Annotated in this window: 14 protein-coding genes; 11 read left to right on the top strand and 3 right to left on the bottom strand. The window is 67.3% G+C overall.

The genetic code is table 11. The features are described 5' to 3' along the window. The 11 genes from N2K95_RS12745 to tuf all read left to right on the top strand — a co-directional run bounded on the left by N2K95_RS12745 (position 1) and on the right by tuf (position 10,891). Positions 1-1,413 (top strand): lyase family protein, encoded by a 1,413-nt coding sequence (locus tag N2K95_RS12745; protein ID WP_260651837.1) that lies wholly within the window; start codon positions 1-3, stop codon positions 1,411-1,413. After that, complete coding sequence (locus N2K95_RS12740; RefSeq protein WP_260651836.1) at positions 1,410-2,222, top strand: alpha/beta hydrolase; 813 nt, start codon at positions 1,410-1,412, stop codon at positions 2,220-2,222. The genes N2K95_RS12745 and N2K95_RS12740 overlap by 4 nt, the downstream gene beginning before the upstream one ends. Positions 2,223-2,226: 4 nt before the next feature. Continuing rightward, the gene (pcaC, locus tag N2K95_RS12735) at positions 2,227-2,631 is read left to right on the top strand and encodes a 4-carboxymuconolactone decarboxylase (RefSeq protein ID WP_255790528.1); all 405 of its coding nucleotides are present in this window, start codon (positions 2,227-2,229) and stop codon (positions 2,629-2,631) included. Between the two features lie 57 nt (positions 2,632-2,688). Continuing rightward, the gene (locus N2K95_RS12730; RefSeq protein WP_260651835.1) at positions 2,689-3,888 is read left to right on the top strand and encodes a thiolase family protein; all 1,200 of its coding nucleotides are present in this window, start codon (positions 2,689-2,691) and stop codon (positions 3,886-3,888) included. Between the two features lie 32 nt (positions 3,889-3,920). Then, positions 3,921-4,604, top strand: coding sequence for a 3-oxoacid CoA-transferase subunit A (locus tag N2K95_RS12725; RefSeq protein ID WP_260651834.1), 684 nt, complete (start codon positions 3,921-3,923; stop codon positions 4,602-4,604). Further along, positions 4,601-5,266: a 3-oxoacid CoA-transferase subunit B gene (locus N2K95_RS12720; RefSeq protein ID WP_260651833.1), complete on the top strand. Its 666-nt coding sequence runs from the start codon at positions 4,601-4,603 to the stop codon at positions 5,264-5,266. Before N2K95_RS12725 ends, N2K95_RS12720 begins: the two co-directional genes overlap by 4 nt. Positions 5,267-5,342: 76 nt before the next feature. Then, positions 5,343-6,068 (top strand): IclR family transcriptional regulator domain-containing protein, encoded by a 726-nt coding sequence (locus N2K95_RS12715; protein WP_260653803.1) that lies wholly within the window; start codon positions 5,343-5,345, stop codon positions 6,066-6,068. 341 nt (positions 6,069-6,409) lie between these two features. Next, positions 6,410-6,784, top strand: coding sequence for a 30S ribosomal protein S12 (gene rpsL / locus N2K95_RS12710; protein WP_146361060.1), 375 nt, complete (start codon positions 6,410-6,412; stop codon positions 6,782-6,784). 1 nt (position 6,785) lies between these two features. After that, the gene (gene rpsG, locus N2K95_RS12705) at positions 6,786-7,256 is read left to right on the top strand and encodes a 30S ribosomal protein S7 (protein WP_146361062.1); all 471 of its coding nucleotides are present in this window, start codon (positions 6,786-6,788) and stop codon (positions 7,254-7,256) included. Positions 7,257-7,366: 110 nt separating this feature from the next. After that, positions 7,367-9,481, top strand: a complete 2,115-nt coding sequence (gene fusA / locus N2K95_RS12700; protein WP_255790522.1) for an elongation factor G — start codon at positions 7,367-7,369, stop codon at positions 9,479-9,481. A 219-nt stretch (positions 9,482-9,700) separates the two neighbouring features. Further along, complete coding sequence (tuf, locus tag N2K95_RS12695; RefSeq protein WP_230021153.1) at positions 9,701-10,891, top strand: elongation factor Tu; 1,191 nt, start codon at positions 9,701-9,703, stop codon at positions 10,889-10,891. 49 nt (positions 10,892-10,940) lie between these two features. Here the strand turns inward: tuf and N2K95_RS12690 are convergent, their stop codons facing one another. From N2K95_RS12690 to aroA, 3 genes are read right to left on the bottom strand one after another with little or no spacing between them, the layout of a single operon-like run. Beyond that, positions 10,941-12,938, bottom strand: coding sequence for an oxidoreductase (locus N2K95_RS12690; RefSeq protein ID WP_260651832.1), 1,998 nt, complete (start codon positions 12,936-12,938; stop codon positions 10,941-10,943). 19 nt (positions 12,939-12,957) lie between these two features. Further along, positions 12,958-14,208 carry an acyl-CoA dehydrogenase family protein gene (locus tag N2K95_RS12685; RefSeq protein WP_260651831.1) on the bottom strand — a complete coding sequence of 417 codons (1,251 nt, stop codon included), beginning with the start codon at positions 14,206-14,208 and terminating at the stop codon, positions 12,958-12,960. After that, complete coding sequence (gene aroA, locus N2K95_RS12680) at positions 14,205-17,240, bottom strand: 3-phosphoshikimate 1-carboxyvinyltransferase (RefSeq protein ID WP_260651830.1); 3,036 nt, start codon at positions 17,238-17,240, stop codon at positions 14,205-14,207. The genes N2K95_RS12685 and aroA overlap by 4 nt, the downstream gene beginning before the upstream one ends. Positions 17,241-17,680: the final 440 nt, after the last annotated feature.

Below are 17,680 nucleotides of genomic sequence, written 5' to 3'. Positions count from 1 at the left end.
GTGGGTGCAGCGGACAGTGCGGACTACGGACTGCTCTCCCCGGCCTGGGCGGGAACGCCGGCCGCGGAACTGACCGGCGACCGCCAGCTGCTCCAGGCCCTCCTGGACGTGGAACTGGAATGGGTCCGCGTGCTGGCCTCCGCCGGGCTGGCCGATCCGGACGCTCCGGCTGCCGTTGCGGCCGTCAGCGACGCCTCCCGGTACGACGCCGCGTCCCTCGCCGAGCGGGCACAGGGCGGCGGAAACCCCGTCATCCCGCTGCTGGCGGACCTCCGTGCCCAGGCCCGGGAAGTTTCGCCGAAGGCTGCGGCCGCGATCCACCGCGGTGCCACCAGCCAGGACATCATGGACACCGCCCTGATGCTGATGGCCCGCCGGGCCCTGGACACGGTCCTGGCGGATGCAGACCGCGCTGCGGCCGCCCTGGGTGACCTGGCCCGCCGCCACGCCGCAACCCTGTGCGTGGCCCGGACCCTGACCCAGCACTCGCTGCCCTCCACCTTCGGCCTGCGTGCCGCACAGTGGCTGCACGGCATCGGCTCCGCCGCCCAGGGGCTGCGCACCGCCTCCGACAACCTCCAGCTGCAGTGGGGCGGTGCCTCCGGAACGCTGGCGGCGCTCACCCTGGCCGCCGGTTCCGCACCCGGCGGCGGAACTATCACTGCCTTCGACCTCACCGCACGGCTGGCCCACGGCCTCGGCCTGGCCGACCCCGTGGCACCCTGGCAGACCAACCGGCTGCCGGTGACCGCCCTGGGGGCCGCCCTGCAGGACTTCACCGCCGCAGCCGGGAAGGTTGCCAACGACGTCCTGCTGCTCAGCCGCCCGGAAATCGGCGAGGTCTCCGAACCCCGCGCCGCCGGCCGCGGCGGCTCCTCCGCCATGCCGCAGAAGCAGAACCCCGTCCTGTCCGTCCTGATCCGCAGCGCAGCCCTGGCCGCCCCCGGCTACGGCATGCAGCTCAACGCCGCCGCCGCCGCCGCGGATGATGAGCGGCCCAGCGGCTCCTGGCACGTGGAATGGCAGGCCCTGCGCTCCCTGCTGCGCCTCGCCGGGGGAGCGGCGGCCAAGCTGGCCGAACTGGCCGAAGGCCTGCAGGTGTCCACGGACGCCCTGGCCAGGAACCTGGAATCCGCCGGACCGCTAGTGGTCAGTGAAAAGATCATGGCCGTCGTGGCGCCCCTGCTCGACGACGGCGTGCCCGGACGCGGCAAGGAAACCGTCGCCGCCACGGTGGCCCGCTCGCTGTCCTCCGGCGAGCCCTTCGAGGAATTGCTGCGCGCTGCGGTTCCCCCGGAGGTCCTTTCCGATGCGGAACTCAAGAGTGTCCTCGACCCCGCCGAATACCTAGGGGAGGCCGCCGCCCTCATTGAGCGGATCACCGCTGCCTACCCCGGAAAGCCTCCAGCATGAGCATCCCCGCCATCAAGGCGTCCCGCCTTTCCAACGCCGGCCCCGCGGCCCCCGTCCTGATTGCCGGCCCGTCACTGGGCACCGCGTCCATGCCGCTGTGGAGCCGGGCTGCCGCCGCCCTGGACAGCTTCACGGTCATTGCCTGGGACCTGCCCGGCCACGGCGCCAGCCCCGCTGCAGGGGAACCCTTCAGTATCGCGGATCTGGCGTCCGCCGTCGCCGCACTGGTGACCGGTGCCCGCAGCGCCGGAGATATTCCCGCGGATGTCCCGGTCTTCTATGCCGGGGTATCGCTGGGCGGCGCCGTCGGGCTGCAGCTGGGCCTGGACCACGGGTCCCTGTTCGACGGCGTGGCCGTCCTGTGTTCCGGCGCCAAGATCGGAGACGCAGACGCCTGGGAGGAACGCGCCGAAACGGTGCGCCTCCAGGGCACGCCCACCCAGGTGGTGGGCTCGGGGCAGCGGTGGTTCGCGCCGGGCTTTATGGACCGGGAGCCCGCCGCCGCAGCGGCCCTGCTGCACTCGCTCCAGGACGCAGACCGCTTCTCCTACGCCCTGTGCTGCCGTGCGCTGGCGGGCTTTGACGTCCGAGACCGCCTCGCGGACATCACGGTCCCCGTGCTCGCTGTTGCCGGCGCCGACGACGCCGTCACGCCGCCGTCGTTCGCGCAGCTCATTGCCGACCGCGTAACCAACGGAACCGCCGCCGTCGTCGACGACGCCGCACATCTGGTCCCGGTGGAGCAGCCGGCGGCCACCGCAGAACTGCTGAAGGATTTCTTCGGCGCACAGTACCTCGAAGGGAACTAACCCAGTGATCGCAGATGCCAACAAGAGCCGGCAGGACGTATACAACGAGGGCATGGCAGTGCGCCGCGAGGTCCTCGGCGCCGAACACGTGGACCGGGCCAACGCCGGCAAGGACGAATTCACCACCGACTTCCAGGACCTGATCACCCAGTACGCCTGGGGCACCATCTGGACCCGTCCAGGCCTGCCGCGCACCATGCGCAGCGCCGTCACGCTGACCGCCCTGATTGCCCACGGACACCTGGAGGAGTTCGCCATGCACGTCCGCGCCGCGCTGCGCAACGGCCTGGACCGCGACGAGATCAAGGAGATTGTGCTGCAGTCCGCCATCTACTGCGGCGTCCCCTCCGCCAACTCCGCCTTCAAGGTGGCCCAGGGCGTCTTCCGGGAGATTGACGCTGCGGCCTGAGCCGGCGGCAGCCCTTCCCCCTCTTCCAGTTTCCGCTTTTCAGTTCAAGGAGCACCGGTGAACCAGGCCTATATCTACGACGCAGTCCGTACCCCCTTCGGCAAATTCGGCGGGGCCCTCGCCGGAGTCCGCCCGGACGATCTGGCCGCACAGGTCCTGAAGGCCTCCGTGTCCCGGGCCCCCGGCCTGGACCCCGAGCGGATTGACGAAGTGGTCTTCGGCAACGCCAACGGCGCCGGCGAGGAAAACCGCAACGTGGCCCGCATGGCCACCCTGCTGGCCGGCCTGCCCACCTCGATCCCGGGCACCACGGTCAACCGGCTCTGCGGCTCGTCCCTCGACGCGGCACTGATCGCCTCCCGGCAGATCAACACCGGCGAAGCGGACCTGATGCTGATCGGCGGCGTCGAGTCCATGAGCCGTGCCCCCTGGGTGCTGCCCAAGAACGAAAAACCGTACCCGGCCGGAGACCAGACCCTAGCCTCCACCACCCTGGGCTGGCGTCTGGTCAACCCCGCCATGCCGAAGGAATGGACCGTTTCCCTGGGCGAGGCCACCGAGCAGCTGCGCGAGAAGTACGGCATCACCCGTGAGCGCCAGGATGCGTTCGCCGCAGCCTCGCACGCCCTCGCCGCAAAGGCCTGGGACGAGGGCAAGTACGCGAACCTGACGGTCGCCGTCGACGGTGTGGACCTGGACCGCGATGAAAGCATCCGCGCCGGCTCCACCGTGGAGAAGCTCGCCACGCTGCGCACCGTTTTCCGCCCGGCCTCCGAAGATGTCTCAGGCGGCACCGTCACCGCCGGCAACGCCTCGCCGCTGAACGACGGCGCTTCCGCCGCCTGGCTGGGCAGCGAAAACGCCGCCGGGATCCTTGGCCTGGCTCCGCTGGCCCGGATCGCAGGCCGCGGAGCCGCAGCCAATGAACCCCAGTTCTTCGGTTACGCCCCGGTGGAGGCGGCAAACACCGCGCTGAAGCGGGCCGGCATCAGCTGGAGCGACGTCGGCGCCGTCGAACTCAACGAGGCCTTCGCGGCCCAGTCCCTGGCCTGCCTGGACGCCTGGGACGTGGACCCCGGCATCGTCAATGCCTGGGGCGGCGCGGTAGCCATCGGCCACCCGCTCGGCGCCTCCGGCACCCGCATCCTGGGGACGCTGGCCCGCCGGCTGCAGGAATCGGGGGAGCGCTGGGGCGTGGCCGCGATCTGCATCGGTGTGGGCCAGGGCCTCGCCGTCGTGCTCGAAAACGCCAACTAAGAATCCAGCCGCTACAAGACGTAAGGAATAACGTGCTCAACATTGTGCAGGACGTCGATGAGGCAGTCGCGCCCATCCATGACGGCGCCACCGTCATGATCGGCGGGTTCGGCCGGGCAGGGCAGCCCGTGGAGCTCATCGAGGCGCTGCTGCGCCAGGGCGCCAAGGACCTGACCGTCGTCAACAACAACGCCGGCAACGGCGAACAGGGCCTCGCCGCCCTGATCGGCGCCGGCCGGGTGAAGAAGATCATCTGCTCCTTCCCGCGGCAGTCCGACTCGCAGATCTTCGACGCCAAGTACCGCGCCGGAGAGATCGAACTGGAACTGGTGCCCCAGGGCAACCTGGCCGAGCGCATCCGCGCCGCCGGGGCCGGCATCGGCGGATTCTTTACGCCCACCGCCTACGGCACGCCGCTGGCCGAAGGCAAGGAAACCCGGATGATCGACGGCCGCGGCTACGTCTTCGAAACTCCGCTGCATGCGGACTTCGCCCTGGTCAAGGCACTGCGCGCCGACAAGGCAGGCAACCTGATCTACCGGAAGACCGCCCGGAACTTCGGCCCGATCATGGCCACCGCGGCGAAGACCGCCATTGTGCAGGTCCGGGAGATTGTCGACATCGGCGGGATAGACCCCGAAGCCGTGGTCACCCCGGGAATCTACGTCAACAGCCTGGTCCGCGTGGACCGGGAGAAAGCGCCGGCTGCAGCATGAGCAACGGAACCGAAAAGCTGGGAAAGAACGACCTCGCTGCCCTGGTGGCAGCGGACATTGCCCCCGGGTCCTTCGTGAACCTGGGCATCGGCCAGCCGACCCTGGTCTCGAACTACCTTCGGCCCGAGCAGAACGTCACCCTGCACACCGAAAACGGGATGCTGGGCATGGGGCCTGAAGCCACCGGTGACGAGGTGGATCCGGACCTGATCAACGCCGGCAAGATCCCGGTGACCGAGCTGCCCGGTGCTGCCTACTTCCACCACGCAGACTCCTTTGCGATCATGCGCGGCGGGCACCTGGACGTCTGTGTACTGGGGGCGTTCCAGGTCTCCGCGTCCGGCGACCTGGCCAACTGGCACACCGGCGCGCCCGACGCCATCCCCGCAGTGGGCGGCGCCATGGACCTGGCCACCGGCGCCAAGGACGTCTACGTCATGATGTCCCTGTTCACCAAGGACGGCCTCAGCAAACTCGTGAAGGAATGCAGCTACCCGCTCACCGGCGTGGGGTGCGTCACCCGCGTTTACACTAGTGAGGCGGTCTTCCTGCTGAAGGAGGACGGCGTCCATGTCCGCGAGACCTTCGGCACCACGTTTGAAGACCTGGCGGCAAAGATGGATATCCCGCTGATCCGCGCCGCGGCCGGCGGCCAGCAGTAACCGACACCTTGGGAGACATGTGAGCGAGACGGCACCGGCCAGCGACCAGTTCGTTCAGTCGCTGGCCCGCGGCCTGATGGTGATCCGGGCGTTCGACGCCGACCACGTGCAGATGACCTTGAGCGAGGTCTCCCGCCGCACCGGACTGACCCGGGCAACGGCCCGCCGCTTCCTGCTCACGCTGACGGAGCTGGGCTACGTCCGCACCGACGGGCGGACCTTCGAACTCACGGCGCTGGTGCTGCAGCTGGGGTACTCCTATTTGTCCGGCCAGTCCCTGCCCCAGCTCACGCAGCCGGTGCTGGAGGACCTCTCCCGGGAGATCTCCGAATCCACGTCGGCGTCCGTGCTGGACGGAGACGAGATTGTCTACATTGCCCGCATCCACACCCGCAGGCTGATGACCGTCGGCATCAGCGTGGGCACCCGGTTCCCCGCCTACGCCACCTCCATGGGCAGGGTGCTGCTGGCAGGGCTTCCCGAGGACCGCTTCGAGGACTACGTCTCCGCCGTGCAGCTGCGTCCCCTGACGGAGCGCACCGTCACGGACCCGGACCGCCTGCGTGACGCTGTGGCGCAGGTGCGGGAACAGGGCTGGGCCCTTGTGGACCAGGAACTGGAACTGGGGCTGCGTTCCGTGGCCGTTCCGGTCCTGGACCCGCAGGGAACAGTGGTGGCAGCACTTAATACCTCCATGCAGGCCACGGCAGGGCTTACGCTGGAAGAGGCGGCCGCCCGCGTGCTGCCGCATCTGCAGCAGGCGTCGGCCACGATTACCGCGGCCCTGGCCGCCCGCAGTTAGTGACGCTGCACGCACTTTCCTCGGGGAGGCGTTAAGTCTGCTAGACTGAAAACCAATTGTTTGTGTGGCAGTGGATGAAGGCCGCTCGCGTGCCCTCCGTGGAGAGATACTCGGAGGAATGCATTCCGTAAGGAATGGGCGGGCCTGTTTCCGGGTTGCGGGGTCCTTGCGCAACGAATGCCACACTTTTGCACGCCTACGGTCGCTTTCGGCGAGAATATCGGAACTTCTCGGGGCATTGCGGCAACGACTTGAAGCGCGTCGCTCCGGATTCGGCTCTCAGCCGGCAGCGGGACGAGGCAACCAGAGAATTATCTCGAGAAAAAACGGAGAACACGAAAGTGCCTACGATTCAGCAGCTGGTCCGCAAGGGCCGCTCACCCAAGGTCTCCAAGACCAAGGCTCCTGCCCTTAAGGGCAGCCCGATGCGCCGTGGTGTCTGCACCCGCGTTTACACCACCACCCCGAAGAAGCCGAACTCGGCTCTGCGTAAGGTTGCACGTGTCCGCCTCAACGGCGGCATCGAAGTAACCGCATACATCCCCGGTGTGGGTCACAACCTTCAGGAACACTCCATCGTGCTGGTGCGCGGCGGTCGTGTGAAGGACCTTCCCGGTGTCCGCTACAAGATTGTCCGCGGTGCCCTCGATACCCAGGGTGTCAAGAACCGCAAGCAGGCTCGCAGCCGCTACGGCGCGAAGATGGAGAAGAAGTAATATGCCCCGCAAGGGTCCGGCCCCCAAGCGGCCGCTCGTACTGGATCCCGTCTACGGCTCCCCGCTGGTCACGCAGCTGATCAACAAGGTTCTGGTAGACGGCAAGAAGTCCACCGCAGAGCGCATCGTTTACGGTGCACTTGCAGGCGCCCAGGAGAAGACCGGACAGGATCCGGTTGCAGCCCTGAAGAAGGCAATGGACAACATCAAGCCGAGCCTTGAGGTCAAGTCCCGCCGTGTTGGCGGCGCTACTTACCAGGTTCCCGTCGAGGTCAAGCCGGGCCGTGCAACCGCACTGGCTCTGCGCTGGCTGGTCGGCTACTCCAAGGCCCGCCGCGAGAAGACGATGACTGAGCGTCTGCGCAACGAAATCCTGGACGCTTCCAACGGTCTTGGTGCAGCTGTGAAGCGCCGCGAGGACACCCACAAGATGGCCGAGTCCAACAAGGCCTTCGCCCACTACCGCTGGTAATACGCCAAGCTGACGGCAGCCGCTGAAGGCCCTGTGGCCCGCTTTTGCGGGCCGCAGGGCTTCAGCCGGATAAGCGCCGTTGACGGAAGCAACCAAAAAAGGGAGAAACCGTGGCACTTGACGTGCTTACCGACCTGAATAAGGTCCGCAACATCGGCATCATGGCCCACATTGATGCCGGCAAGACAACTACCACTGAGCGCATCCTGTTCTACACGGGTGTCAACCACAAGATCGGCGAGACCCACGACGGTGCGTCCACGATGGACTGGATGGCACAGGAGCAGGAGCGGGGCATCACCATCACCTCCGCAGCTACCACGTGCTACTGGGACAACAACCAGATCAACATCATCGACACCCCGGGTCACGTTGACTTCACTGTCGAGGTTGAGCGGTCCCTGCGCGTCCTCGACGGCGCCGTTGCTGTCTTCGATGGCAAGGAAGGCGTGGAGCCGCAGTCCGAGACTGTCTGGCGCCAGGCCGACAAGTACGACGTTCCGCGTATCTGCTTCGTCAACAAGATGGACAAGCTCGGCGCTGACTTCTACTTCACCGTAGACACGATCATCAACCGCCTCGGCGCCAAGCCGCTGGTCCTCCAGCTGCCGATCGGCTCCGAAAGCGAATTCGAAGGCGTCGTTGACCTCATCGAAATGCGTGCACTCACCTGGCGCGGCGACGCCAAGGGTGACGTGACCATGGGCGCCAAGTACGAAATCGAACCGATCCCCGCAGAACTGCAGGAAAAGGCCGAATCGTACCGCGCGCAGCTTGTCGAGACCGTTGCTGAAGCCAGCGACGAACTGATGAACAAGTACCTCGAAGGCGAAGAGATCAGCATTCCGGAGCTGAAGGCCGGCATCCGTAAGCTGACCATCAACTCCGAGGTCTACCCGGTTCTCTGTGGCTCTGCCTTCAAGAACCGCGGTGTGCAGCCGATGCTGGACGCCGTCGTCGACTACCTGCCCAGCCCGCTTGACGTCCCGAACATCAAGGGCCACGACATCCGCGACGAAGAGGTCATCCTCGAGCGTGCCGCTGATGCCAAGGCTCCGTTCTCGGCTCTGGCGTTCAAGGTTGTGACGCACCCGTTCTTCGGCCGTCTGACCTACATCCGCGTGTACTCCGGTCACGCTGCTTCCGGCGCCCAGGTCATGAATGCGACCAAGCAGAAGAAGGAGCGCATCGGAAAGCTCTTCCAGATGCACGCCAACAAGGAAAACCCGGTCGAGGAAATCACGACGGGCCACATTTACGCCGCCATCGGCCTGAAGGACACCACCACGGGCGACACCCTGTGCGACCTTCAGGAGCCGATCGTGCTGGAATCCATGAGCTTCCCGGAGCCCGTGATTTCCGTGGCCATCGAGCCGAAGACGAAGGGTGACCAGGAGAAGCTCTCCACGGCCATCCAGAAGCTCTCCGAAGAGGATCCGACCTTCCAGGTCTCCCTCGACGAAGACACCGGCCAGACCATCATCGCCGGCATGGGCGAGCTCCACCTGGACATCCTGGTGGACCGCATGCGCCGCGAGTTCCGCGTCGAGGCAAACGTGGGCAAGCCCCAGGTCGCCTACCGCGAAACGATCCGCCGTGCAGTCGCCAAGCACGACTACACGCACAAGAAGCAGACCGGTGGTTCGGGTCAGTTCGCAAAGATCCAGATCGCCATCGAGCCGCTGGACACGTCCGACGGCACGTTCTACGAATTCGAGAACAAGGTCACCGGTGGTCGCGTTCCGCGCGAATACATCCCCAGCGTTGACCAGGGTATCCAGAGTGCACTTACTGACGGTGTGCTCGCCGGTTACCCGGTTGTCGGCATCAAGGCGACGCTGCTTGACGGCGCGTACCACGACGTCGACTCCTCGGAAATGGCGTTCAAGATTGCCGGACGTCAGGCTTTCAAGGAAGCCGCACGTATGGCAAGCCCGGTCCTGCTCGAACCGCTGATGGATGTTGAAGTCCGCACCCCTGAGGAATACATGGGTGAAGTTATCGGTGACATCAACTCCCGTCGCGGCCAGATGCAGTCCATGGAAGACGCAGCCGGCGTAAAGGTCATCCGGGCACACGTCCCGCTGTCCGGCATGTTCGGCTACATCGGCGACCTGCGGTCCAAGACCCAGGGCCGCGCCGTGTACTCCATGTCCTTCAACAGCTACGCCGAGGTCCCGAAGGCAGTTGCCGACGAGATCATCCAGAAGACGCGCGGCGAGTAAAACTTGGAGGGTGGAACGGTTTCGACCGGACCACCCGCCGTGTGCGCCTGGTCCGGGCTTCGGCCCGGACCGGGCGCATAGCCAGACTGAGCGGCCTTACGAGGCTGCTGCGGAAATCGGCAATTTCATCAAATAAACAGCCCCAAGTAGACTTACATCAGTTTCAGTTGCGAAAAGCGCGGCTGGAGATTGAGTCTTCTAACTCTCTAGGAGGAACCCGTGGCGAAGGCAAAGTTCGAGCGGACTAAGCCGCACGTCAACATCGGCACCATTGGTCACGTTGACCATGGTAAGACGACGTTGACCGCTGCCATTTCGAAGGTGCTTGCTGACAAGTACCCTGATCTGAATGAAAAGCGCGATTTCGCTGCTATCGACTCTGCACCTGAAGAGCGCCAGCGCGGCATCACCATCAACATCTCTCACATCGAGTACCAGACCGAGAAGCGCCACTACGCACACGTAGACGCCCCCGGCCACGCTGACTACATCAAGAACATGATCACTGGTGCAGCTCAGATGGACGGCGCAATCCTCGTGGTTGCCGCTACCGACGGTCCGATGGCCCAGACCCGCGAGCACGTTCTGCTCGCCCGCCAGGTTGGCGTTCCCTACCTGCTGGTCGCACTGAACAAGTCCGACATGGTTGACGACGAAGAACTGCTCGACCTCGTGGAAATGGAAGTTCGCGAACTGCTGAGCTCCCAGGACTTCGACGGCGACAACGCTCCCGTCGTCCGCGTTTCCGGCCTCAAGGCTCTCGAAGGCGACCCCAAGTGGGTTGCAGCCGTCGAAGAGCTCATGGAAGCCGTTGACAACAACGTGCCGGACCCCGTTCGCGACAAGGACAAGCCGTTCCTGATGCCGATCGAGGACGTCTTCACGATCACCGGTCGTGGAACCGTTGTCACGGGCCGCGCCGAGCGCGGTACCCTCGCCATCAACTCCGAGGTCGAGATCGTCGGCATCCGTCCGGTCCAGAAGACCACGGTTACCGGTATCGAGATGTTCCACAAGCAGCTTGACGAAGCATGGGCCGGCGAGAACTGTGGCCTGCTGCTCCGCGGCATCAAGCGCGAAGACGTAGAGCGTGGCCAGGTTGTCGTAAAGCCGGGTTCCATCACCCCGCACACCGACTTCGAGGCCAACGTCTACATCCTGTCCAAGGATGAAGGCGGACGCCACAACCCGTTCTACTCGAACTACCGCCCGCAGTTCTACTTCCGCACCACGGACGTAACCGGCGTCATCACCCTCCCCGAGGGCACTGAAATGGTTATGCCCGGCGATAACACTGAGATGAGCGTTGAGCTCATCCAGCCGATCGCAATGGAAGAGGGCCTCGGCTTCGCTATCCGCGAAGGCGGCCGCACCGTTGGATCAGGCCGCGTCACCAAGATCATCAAGTAATTTGATGGTTTAGCCTGAACCTCATCGGTTCTTAGCAGGGCCCCGTTGCTTATGGCAGCGGGGCCCTGCTGCTTTTAACCCCCGGCTGCCCCGGTGTCCGCCCGACCAGCTGGCGCGCTACCGCTGTCCCTGCGGTCAGGCCCTGGTCGAAGGCCCGGACCGCGTTCAGCCCGGACGCATCCAGTGCTCCGCCGATCACCGTGCAGGGGACACCGCGGACCGCCAACGGTGCGTGGAACGGATTGTGCGGCACCTGCCCGGCGGCCAGCACGACGGCGTCGGCCGGCAGCAGCGCCGCGGCCCCGTTCCCGTCCCGCACCCGGAGCCCCTGGCGGGATACTTCCAGCGGCGTGGTGCCGGGCAGGGTCCGGACACCGGCGGCCCGGATCTCCTGCAGCACCGCCCACCGGGTGGACGGGCCGATGCCTGCACCGATCCGTTTGCCGCGGCGCAGGATCGTGACGTCCCGGGCGCCGCCGGGTGCCCCTGGATCCACGAGCAGGCGGGAGAGATCCACTGCGATTCCGCCGGCACCCACAATCACCACGCGAGCCCCCAGCCTCGCCGGGTCCGCGAACGCCTGCCGGTAATCCAGCACGGGAAGCAGGCCGCTGCGGGGCAGCGGCACGGGCCGCGGGCGCACCCCCGTGGCCAGGACTACGTGCGCGTAGCGGGCCAGATGCGCGACGCCGGGGGCCGCGCCTGTCAGCACGTGTACGCCCAGCCGCGCCAGTTCATTGGTGAAATAGCGGATGGTCTGCAGGAAGTCGGCTTTGCCCGGCACCTGCCCGGCGAGCCGGAACTGGCCGCCAATGGCACCCTCCCGTTCATAAAGATCCACCGCATGCCCGGCCTCCGCGAGCGTCGCCGCGGCCTGCATACCGGCCGGACCGGCTCCCACCACTGCCACGCGTACTCCGGCGGGCGGCGGAACTGCCCGCAGCGGGAAGACGGTTTCGCGCCCGGCCCGCGGGTTCACCAGGCAGGAGACCGGCTCGGTACCCAGGGACCGGTCGATGCAGGCCTCGTTGCAGGCGATGCAGGTATTGACGAGATGGGACTCGCCGCGCCGGGACTTGGCGACGATGTCCGGGTCGGCGAGGAAGGGGCGGGCCATCGAGATCAGGTCCGCGTGCCCGGCGGCCAGGGCACGCTCCGCGGATTCCAGCGAGTTGATCCGGTTGCTGCCGATCACCGGGACCCGAACGTCCGCGGCAGCAAGTGCTCCGCGGATCCCGCCGGCAATGTCCAGCCAGCGGCCGGGGGGAACCAAAGCCTGCACCGAGGGGGCCCGGGACTCGTGCCAGCCGATGCCGACGTTGACCGCGTCCGCCCCGTCCCGTGCCAGTGCCACCGCCAGGTCAGCTGACTCCGCCCGGGTGCTGGAGCCCGCCGTGAAGTCAGCACCGGACGTGCGGTAAATGACCGGGTAACCGGTGCCCACGGCCTCCCGGACGGCCTTCAGCACCGCCCGCGGAAAGGCCTGCCTGTGCTGCGGATCCCCTCCCCAGCGGTCCCGGCGCCGGTTCGTCAGGGGAGAGGCGAACTGGTTGATCAGGTAGCCCTCGGAGCCCATGATTTCCACGGCATCGAAGCCGAGGGCGCGCGCTGCGGCAGCGCCGGCAGCGAAATCGGCAAGGGTGTCCTCGATCTGCGCCAGCGTCAGCGCGCGGGGCAGGCATCGGGAGAAGGCCGAGTAAACCTCCGACGGCGCCACGGGGCGGATGCCGAAGCTGGCTTCGAAGGCATAGCGCCCCGCATGGAACAACTGCAGGGCCAGTTTCCCGCCGGCGTCGTGCACGGCGTCCAGGACCGGCATCATCACGGCTGCCGCTGCGGGTTCGTTGATCAGCAGGTAGTTGGGACCGCCGGCACCGGCCCGGCTGACCGCAGCGCCTCCGGTGACAATCAGGCCGGCTCCGCCGGCTGCCCGTTCGCGGTAGAACGCTGCGAGGGCCCGGGGATCGTCCTCCCGGTTCAGATGCATCGACCCCATCACGATCCGGTGGTCCAGGTGCAGCGGACCGAGGGAGACGGGGGAGAACACCCGGTCCAGCATGACGGTATCAGGGGCGGGCGGCCGGAGCCGTGCCGGGGCCGGCAGGGGCAGGGACGCGTCCGCCGTCGGGCGCGGGTGCCTGGAACCGGCCAAGAAGGCCGCGGGCAATCACGGTTTTCTGGATCTCGTTCGTCCCTTCTTCGAAGCGCTGCGCCCGTGCGTCGCGGTACACGCGTTCAATGGGCATGGTCTTCCAGTACCCCACGCCCCCGTGGACCTGCAGGGCCTTGTCCGTTACGCGGGTGAGCATGTCGACGGCGGTGAGCTTGGCCATCGAGGATAGGGAGCCGGCGTCGGCCGTGCCGTCCTGCCACGCGGCGGCGGCATGCAGGGTCAGCGCGCGGGCCGCCGCGATGTCAGCGGCGTTTTCCGCCAGGGCGAAGGCGACGGCCTGCCGCGAGGCGAGCGGCTTCCCGAAGGTGGTGCGCTCCAGGGCGTAGGAGACCGCCAGCTGCTGGGCGCGCTGGGCCAGGCCGACGCAGCTCATCGCTACGGAGATCCGGCTGGGCGTGAGGAAGCCGCCCAGCGCGACGGCCAATCCGTCCCCTTCCTCCCCGATCCGGTTGGCGACAGGGACGGGGGTGTCCGTGAACGTCAGGGACGCGTGGTCGGTGCCGCGGACGCCCAGGGTGTCGGACGTGTCTTCCACTTCGACGCCGGGGGCGTGCCGGTCCACCAGCAGTGCCACCGTGCCCCCGCTTCCCGTGCTCCCGGCCAGCCGGGCAAACAGCAGCCAATAATCGCACCGCACCCCGAACGTGATCAGATGCTTGCGGCCGGTGAGGTAGTACGTGTCGCCCGCCCGCCGCACACTCGAGCTGATGTCGGCGCCCGTGCCGTTGCCGGGCTCGGTCAGGGTGAAGGCGACCAGAAGGTCGCCGGCGACGGACGGGCGGATGAACTTCCGGCGCTGCACGTCGTCAACGTGCGGGTTCATGGCCCGCCAGGTGCCGTTGACCACGTGCACAATCATGCGGACCGAGGCGTGTGAACGGGAGAAGATTTCCATCAGCCCCATCCACTGGACAAAGCTCAGCCCCCGCCCGCCGAGATTCGCCGGAGCTGCCAGGGAGAGGAACCCGGCCCCGCGCAGTTCCTTCCACAGGGCGTCCGGCACGGTGCCGGTGGTTTCGATGAGTCCGGCCCATTCCTCGCCGGGACCCTCGACCCAGGCGGTAACGGCCGCCAGCAGGTCGAGGTATTCCGGCTCCGGGATGCTGCTGCCCCGTCCGTCGGCGGTGATGGCTGCAGTGGTCACTGGCTGCTCCGATCCGGTGCGGGGAAGCTGCGGGTGATTTCCCGCAGCAGGAACTTCTGCACCTTGCCGACGGCGTTGCGGGGGAGGGCGTCGACCAGCTCAAGGCGTTCGGGCCAGTAGTGCCTTGAGACATGGTGGCGGTCGAGGAACGCGGTGAGGTCCGCCAGCAGCGGGCGATTCCCAGGTTCCGGGACCACGAAGGCGCAGGCCCGCTCGCCGAGGCGTTCATCGGGCATGGCGGCCAGGGCAACGTCGCGTACGGCTGGATGCCGGTAGATCAGCTGCTCGATCTCGGCCACCGGGATTTTCTCCCCTCCGCGGTTGATGATGTCGCGAACCCGGCCGGTAATGCGCAGGAACCCGGCTTCGTCGAGGATCGCCGTGTCGCCGGTGCGGTACCAGCCGTCTTCGGTAAAGACTTCCTTGGTCAAGTCCGGGCGGTCAAGGTAACCGTCAAAGACCGTGGGAGAACTGAGCTCGAAGTTGCCTTCCACCCCGGGCGGCAGGAGGCGGCCGTCGTCGTCGACCACCCGGGTCCGCACGCCCGCCAGCTCCCGGCCGTCGGTGCCCCACACCTTTACCGGTTCGTCCCGGGGCGAGGCCAGGGTGCCCAGGCAGGTTTCAGTGGTGCCGAAGGCACCGCAGATCCCGGCGCCCAAGATGCGTGTGGCACGTTCGGCGAGGTGCCGGGGGACCGCCGCCCCGGTGGCGACGAAGATGCGCAGGGTGGGCGGCGCGGGGGTGCCCGCGTCCACTGCGGACACCAGATCGGCCAGGAACGGGGTGGCGGCCTGGACGAAGGTGGCCCGCCAGCCGCGCATGAGCTGCAGGGCGCGTTCCGGGTTCCAGGCCGGCTGCAGGATCTGCGGACAGCCGAGCACGAATGAGAGCCACATGCCGTAGAGGAAGCCGGTTTGGTGGGCCAGTGGCGATGGAATGAAGACAGCGTCGTCGCTGGTGAGCCCCAGGTGCACGGCTTCCATGGCCGCAGCGCGGCTGAGTGTTCCATGCCGGTGCACCACGCCCTTGGGTTCGCCGGAGGTGCCCGAGGTGAACAGCAGCTGCGCCGCGTCCCGGGCAGTCGGCGCGGACCCGGGATCCGGTGCTGCCGCGGGGCGCTCCTGCCGCAGGACCGTGTCCCAGTCGGCGAACCGCGGGCCGCCGCTGATGCGGGGGAGAGGACGGGTGGACGCCGGCTCCCGCAGCACAAGGACGTGGGCCAGGGCAAGCGGCGCTGCGCCGGTTCCGTCCGGCCGCCGGAGGAGGCCGGCGAGTTCCTCGGCCGGCAGGCGTCCGCGGAACTCCTCCACGGTGACAAATACCCGGGCGGCGGCGCGGTGCAGTGCCAGTGCCACTTCGCGCTCCCGGAAGATCGGCATGATCGGCGCGGCGACGGCGCCGAGTCGGAGCACCGCCACGGTGAGGACAACGAATTCGCTTCGGTTGGGGAGCTGGAAGGCCACCCGGTCACCCGGCCGCACCCCCAGCGCCAGCAGCGCCGCGGCTACGCGGTCCGCCTGCGTGTCGAGCTCGGCCCAGGTGAGGTGCCCCGATGCCCCGGTGCCGCCGTCGACCACTGCTGTTTCGTTGGGCCGTTCCGCGGCCCACCGCCGCACCCAGTCCGCGCCGGTCACGGCGGCGCAGGCTTCCACAGCAGCCGGCCCGGCAAAATTCCGGGGCCGGCTCCCCCTTGCCGTCCTGGCGGGGCGGCTGGGAAGGGGACGGCGAATCGCGCCGTCTTCGACCTGCATCCGCAGCCCGAAAGTGGTCATGGCGGCCAGATATTCCGGGTAGGAGATGCGGTAGGCGTGGGGATAGGTCAGGGTGCTGCGTCCCTCCGCAGCTGAAGCTGCCACGGCCAGGGACATCAGGACCCGGTGGTCGTTGAAGGAGGACAGATCGGCGCCGTCCAGGCCGCCGGTGCCGCGGATCGCCAGGGTGGAACCCTCCACGGTGAGGTCCGCGCCCATTGAGTTCAGCTGCAGCATGGCAGCCACCCGGTCAGACTCCTTCATCCGCACGTGGTCGATGTTCCGGAAGACGCTGCGGCCCTTCGCGAAGCAGGCCATGACGGTCAGCACGGGAAGCATGTCCGGCACGCGGCGGCAATCCACGTCGATCGGCTGCAGGGTGAGCCCCTGATGGCGGATCCGCACCGCGTCCGCTGCCGGATCGTAGGCCATGGGCACACCCATGTGGGCGGCAAGGTCCAGGAAATCGGCTTCGGGATGGTCGGAGCCGGCCGAGGAGGTGGAACGCAGCCCGGCAAGGGCAACATCGGCCGGATGCAGGGCTGCTGCGGCCAGGCCGAAAGCGGCGGATCCGATATCCGGGGGCATCCTCACATCGGCCGGAACTGCCTGCTGGTCCGGCGGGATGCGAAAGCGCCGACGGTCCGCGGAGGCGTCCACCTGCAGGCCGAAGCGCGCCATCATGGCGAGTGTCAGGTCCACATAGCTGGTTTCGTTCTGTACGCCTTCCACCACCACCGTGGTTTCGGAACGGGCAAACGGTGCCAGCAGGAGCAGGCCGGAGATCCACTGGGACAGAGTTCCGGATATGCGGACTTCGCCGCCGCGCGGCCGCCCGTGAGCCACCCGGAGGGGCGGGCAGTCGTTACTCGAAGCGATATCCACGCCCATGTCCCGGAGGGCCGCCAGCAACGCACCGATGGGACGGCGCTGGAAGTACTTCTGCCCGGTGACGACGACGTCGCGTGTCCCGAGCGCCGCGAGTCCGGCCATGAAGTACAGGGTGGTGCCGGAGCTGCCTGCGGAGACACTCGGCCGCCGCGCAGTGTAGGGGCCGCCGTGGACAATGAACGTGTCATCCTGCACCTCTATTCCGGTCCCGAGCTGGCGCAGCATGGAGACCGTGTACTGCACATGGCGGGCATCGGTGAGCCCCGAAATCCGGCTCGTGCCCGGAGCCAGGGAAGCCAGGATGAGGGCCCGGTGGGCGTGGTATTTGGAATTGGGGACCTGCACCGTTCCGGTGATGCCCGCGTGTGTTCCCAGGACCGAAAGATACATGGCCGCAGGGCCTTTCCGTTCGTCGGGAGCCTCCGGCTCATCTCGTGCGCCGACGCTAGCAGTTCGGAATCCCGGCGGGAACAGCCCGCGGGCAAACCGGCGGGCGGCCGGCACCATCCGGGCGACTGTCCCTGCACAGGACACCAGGACGCAGCCGGCAGGCAACACCGCGCACATCGGAGCGGAATAGTTACCGGGATGTGAGCCGGAGCACCCTAGGATGGTCTCCAGTCGAGCACAAAACCGGAAGGTAGCAGTTTCATGGGGGTCTTCCTTATATTCCTGGCCGCGGTCACCGCCAGTTTCTTCGTCGGCAGGACGGTGGGCAGGAAGGCTGCCCGGCCCGTGGACAGCCAGGGCAGGCCGCTGCCGCCGCCGGCCCAGATCTACGAGGAGGGCTACCGGGCGGGATTCAGCGACTCAATGCGGTCCTCCGCTGG

It is taken from the genome of Arthrobacter zhaoxinii (genome assembly GCF_025244925.1).
Classification (GTDB): Bacteria; Actinomycetota; Actinomycetes; order Actinomycetales; family Micrococcaceae; genus Arthrobacter_B; species Arthrobacter_B zhaoxinii.
Note: the sequence above shows the minus strand (reverse complement) of the source record. Positions and strands in the feature narration are given on the sequence as shown.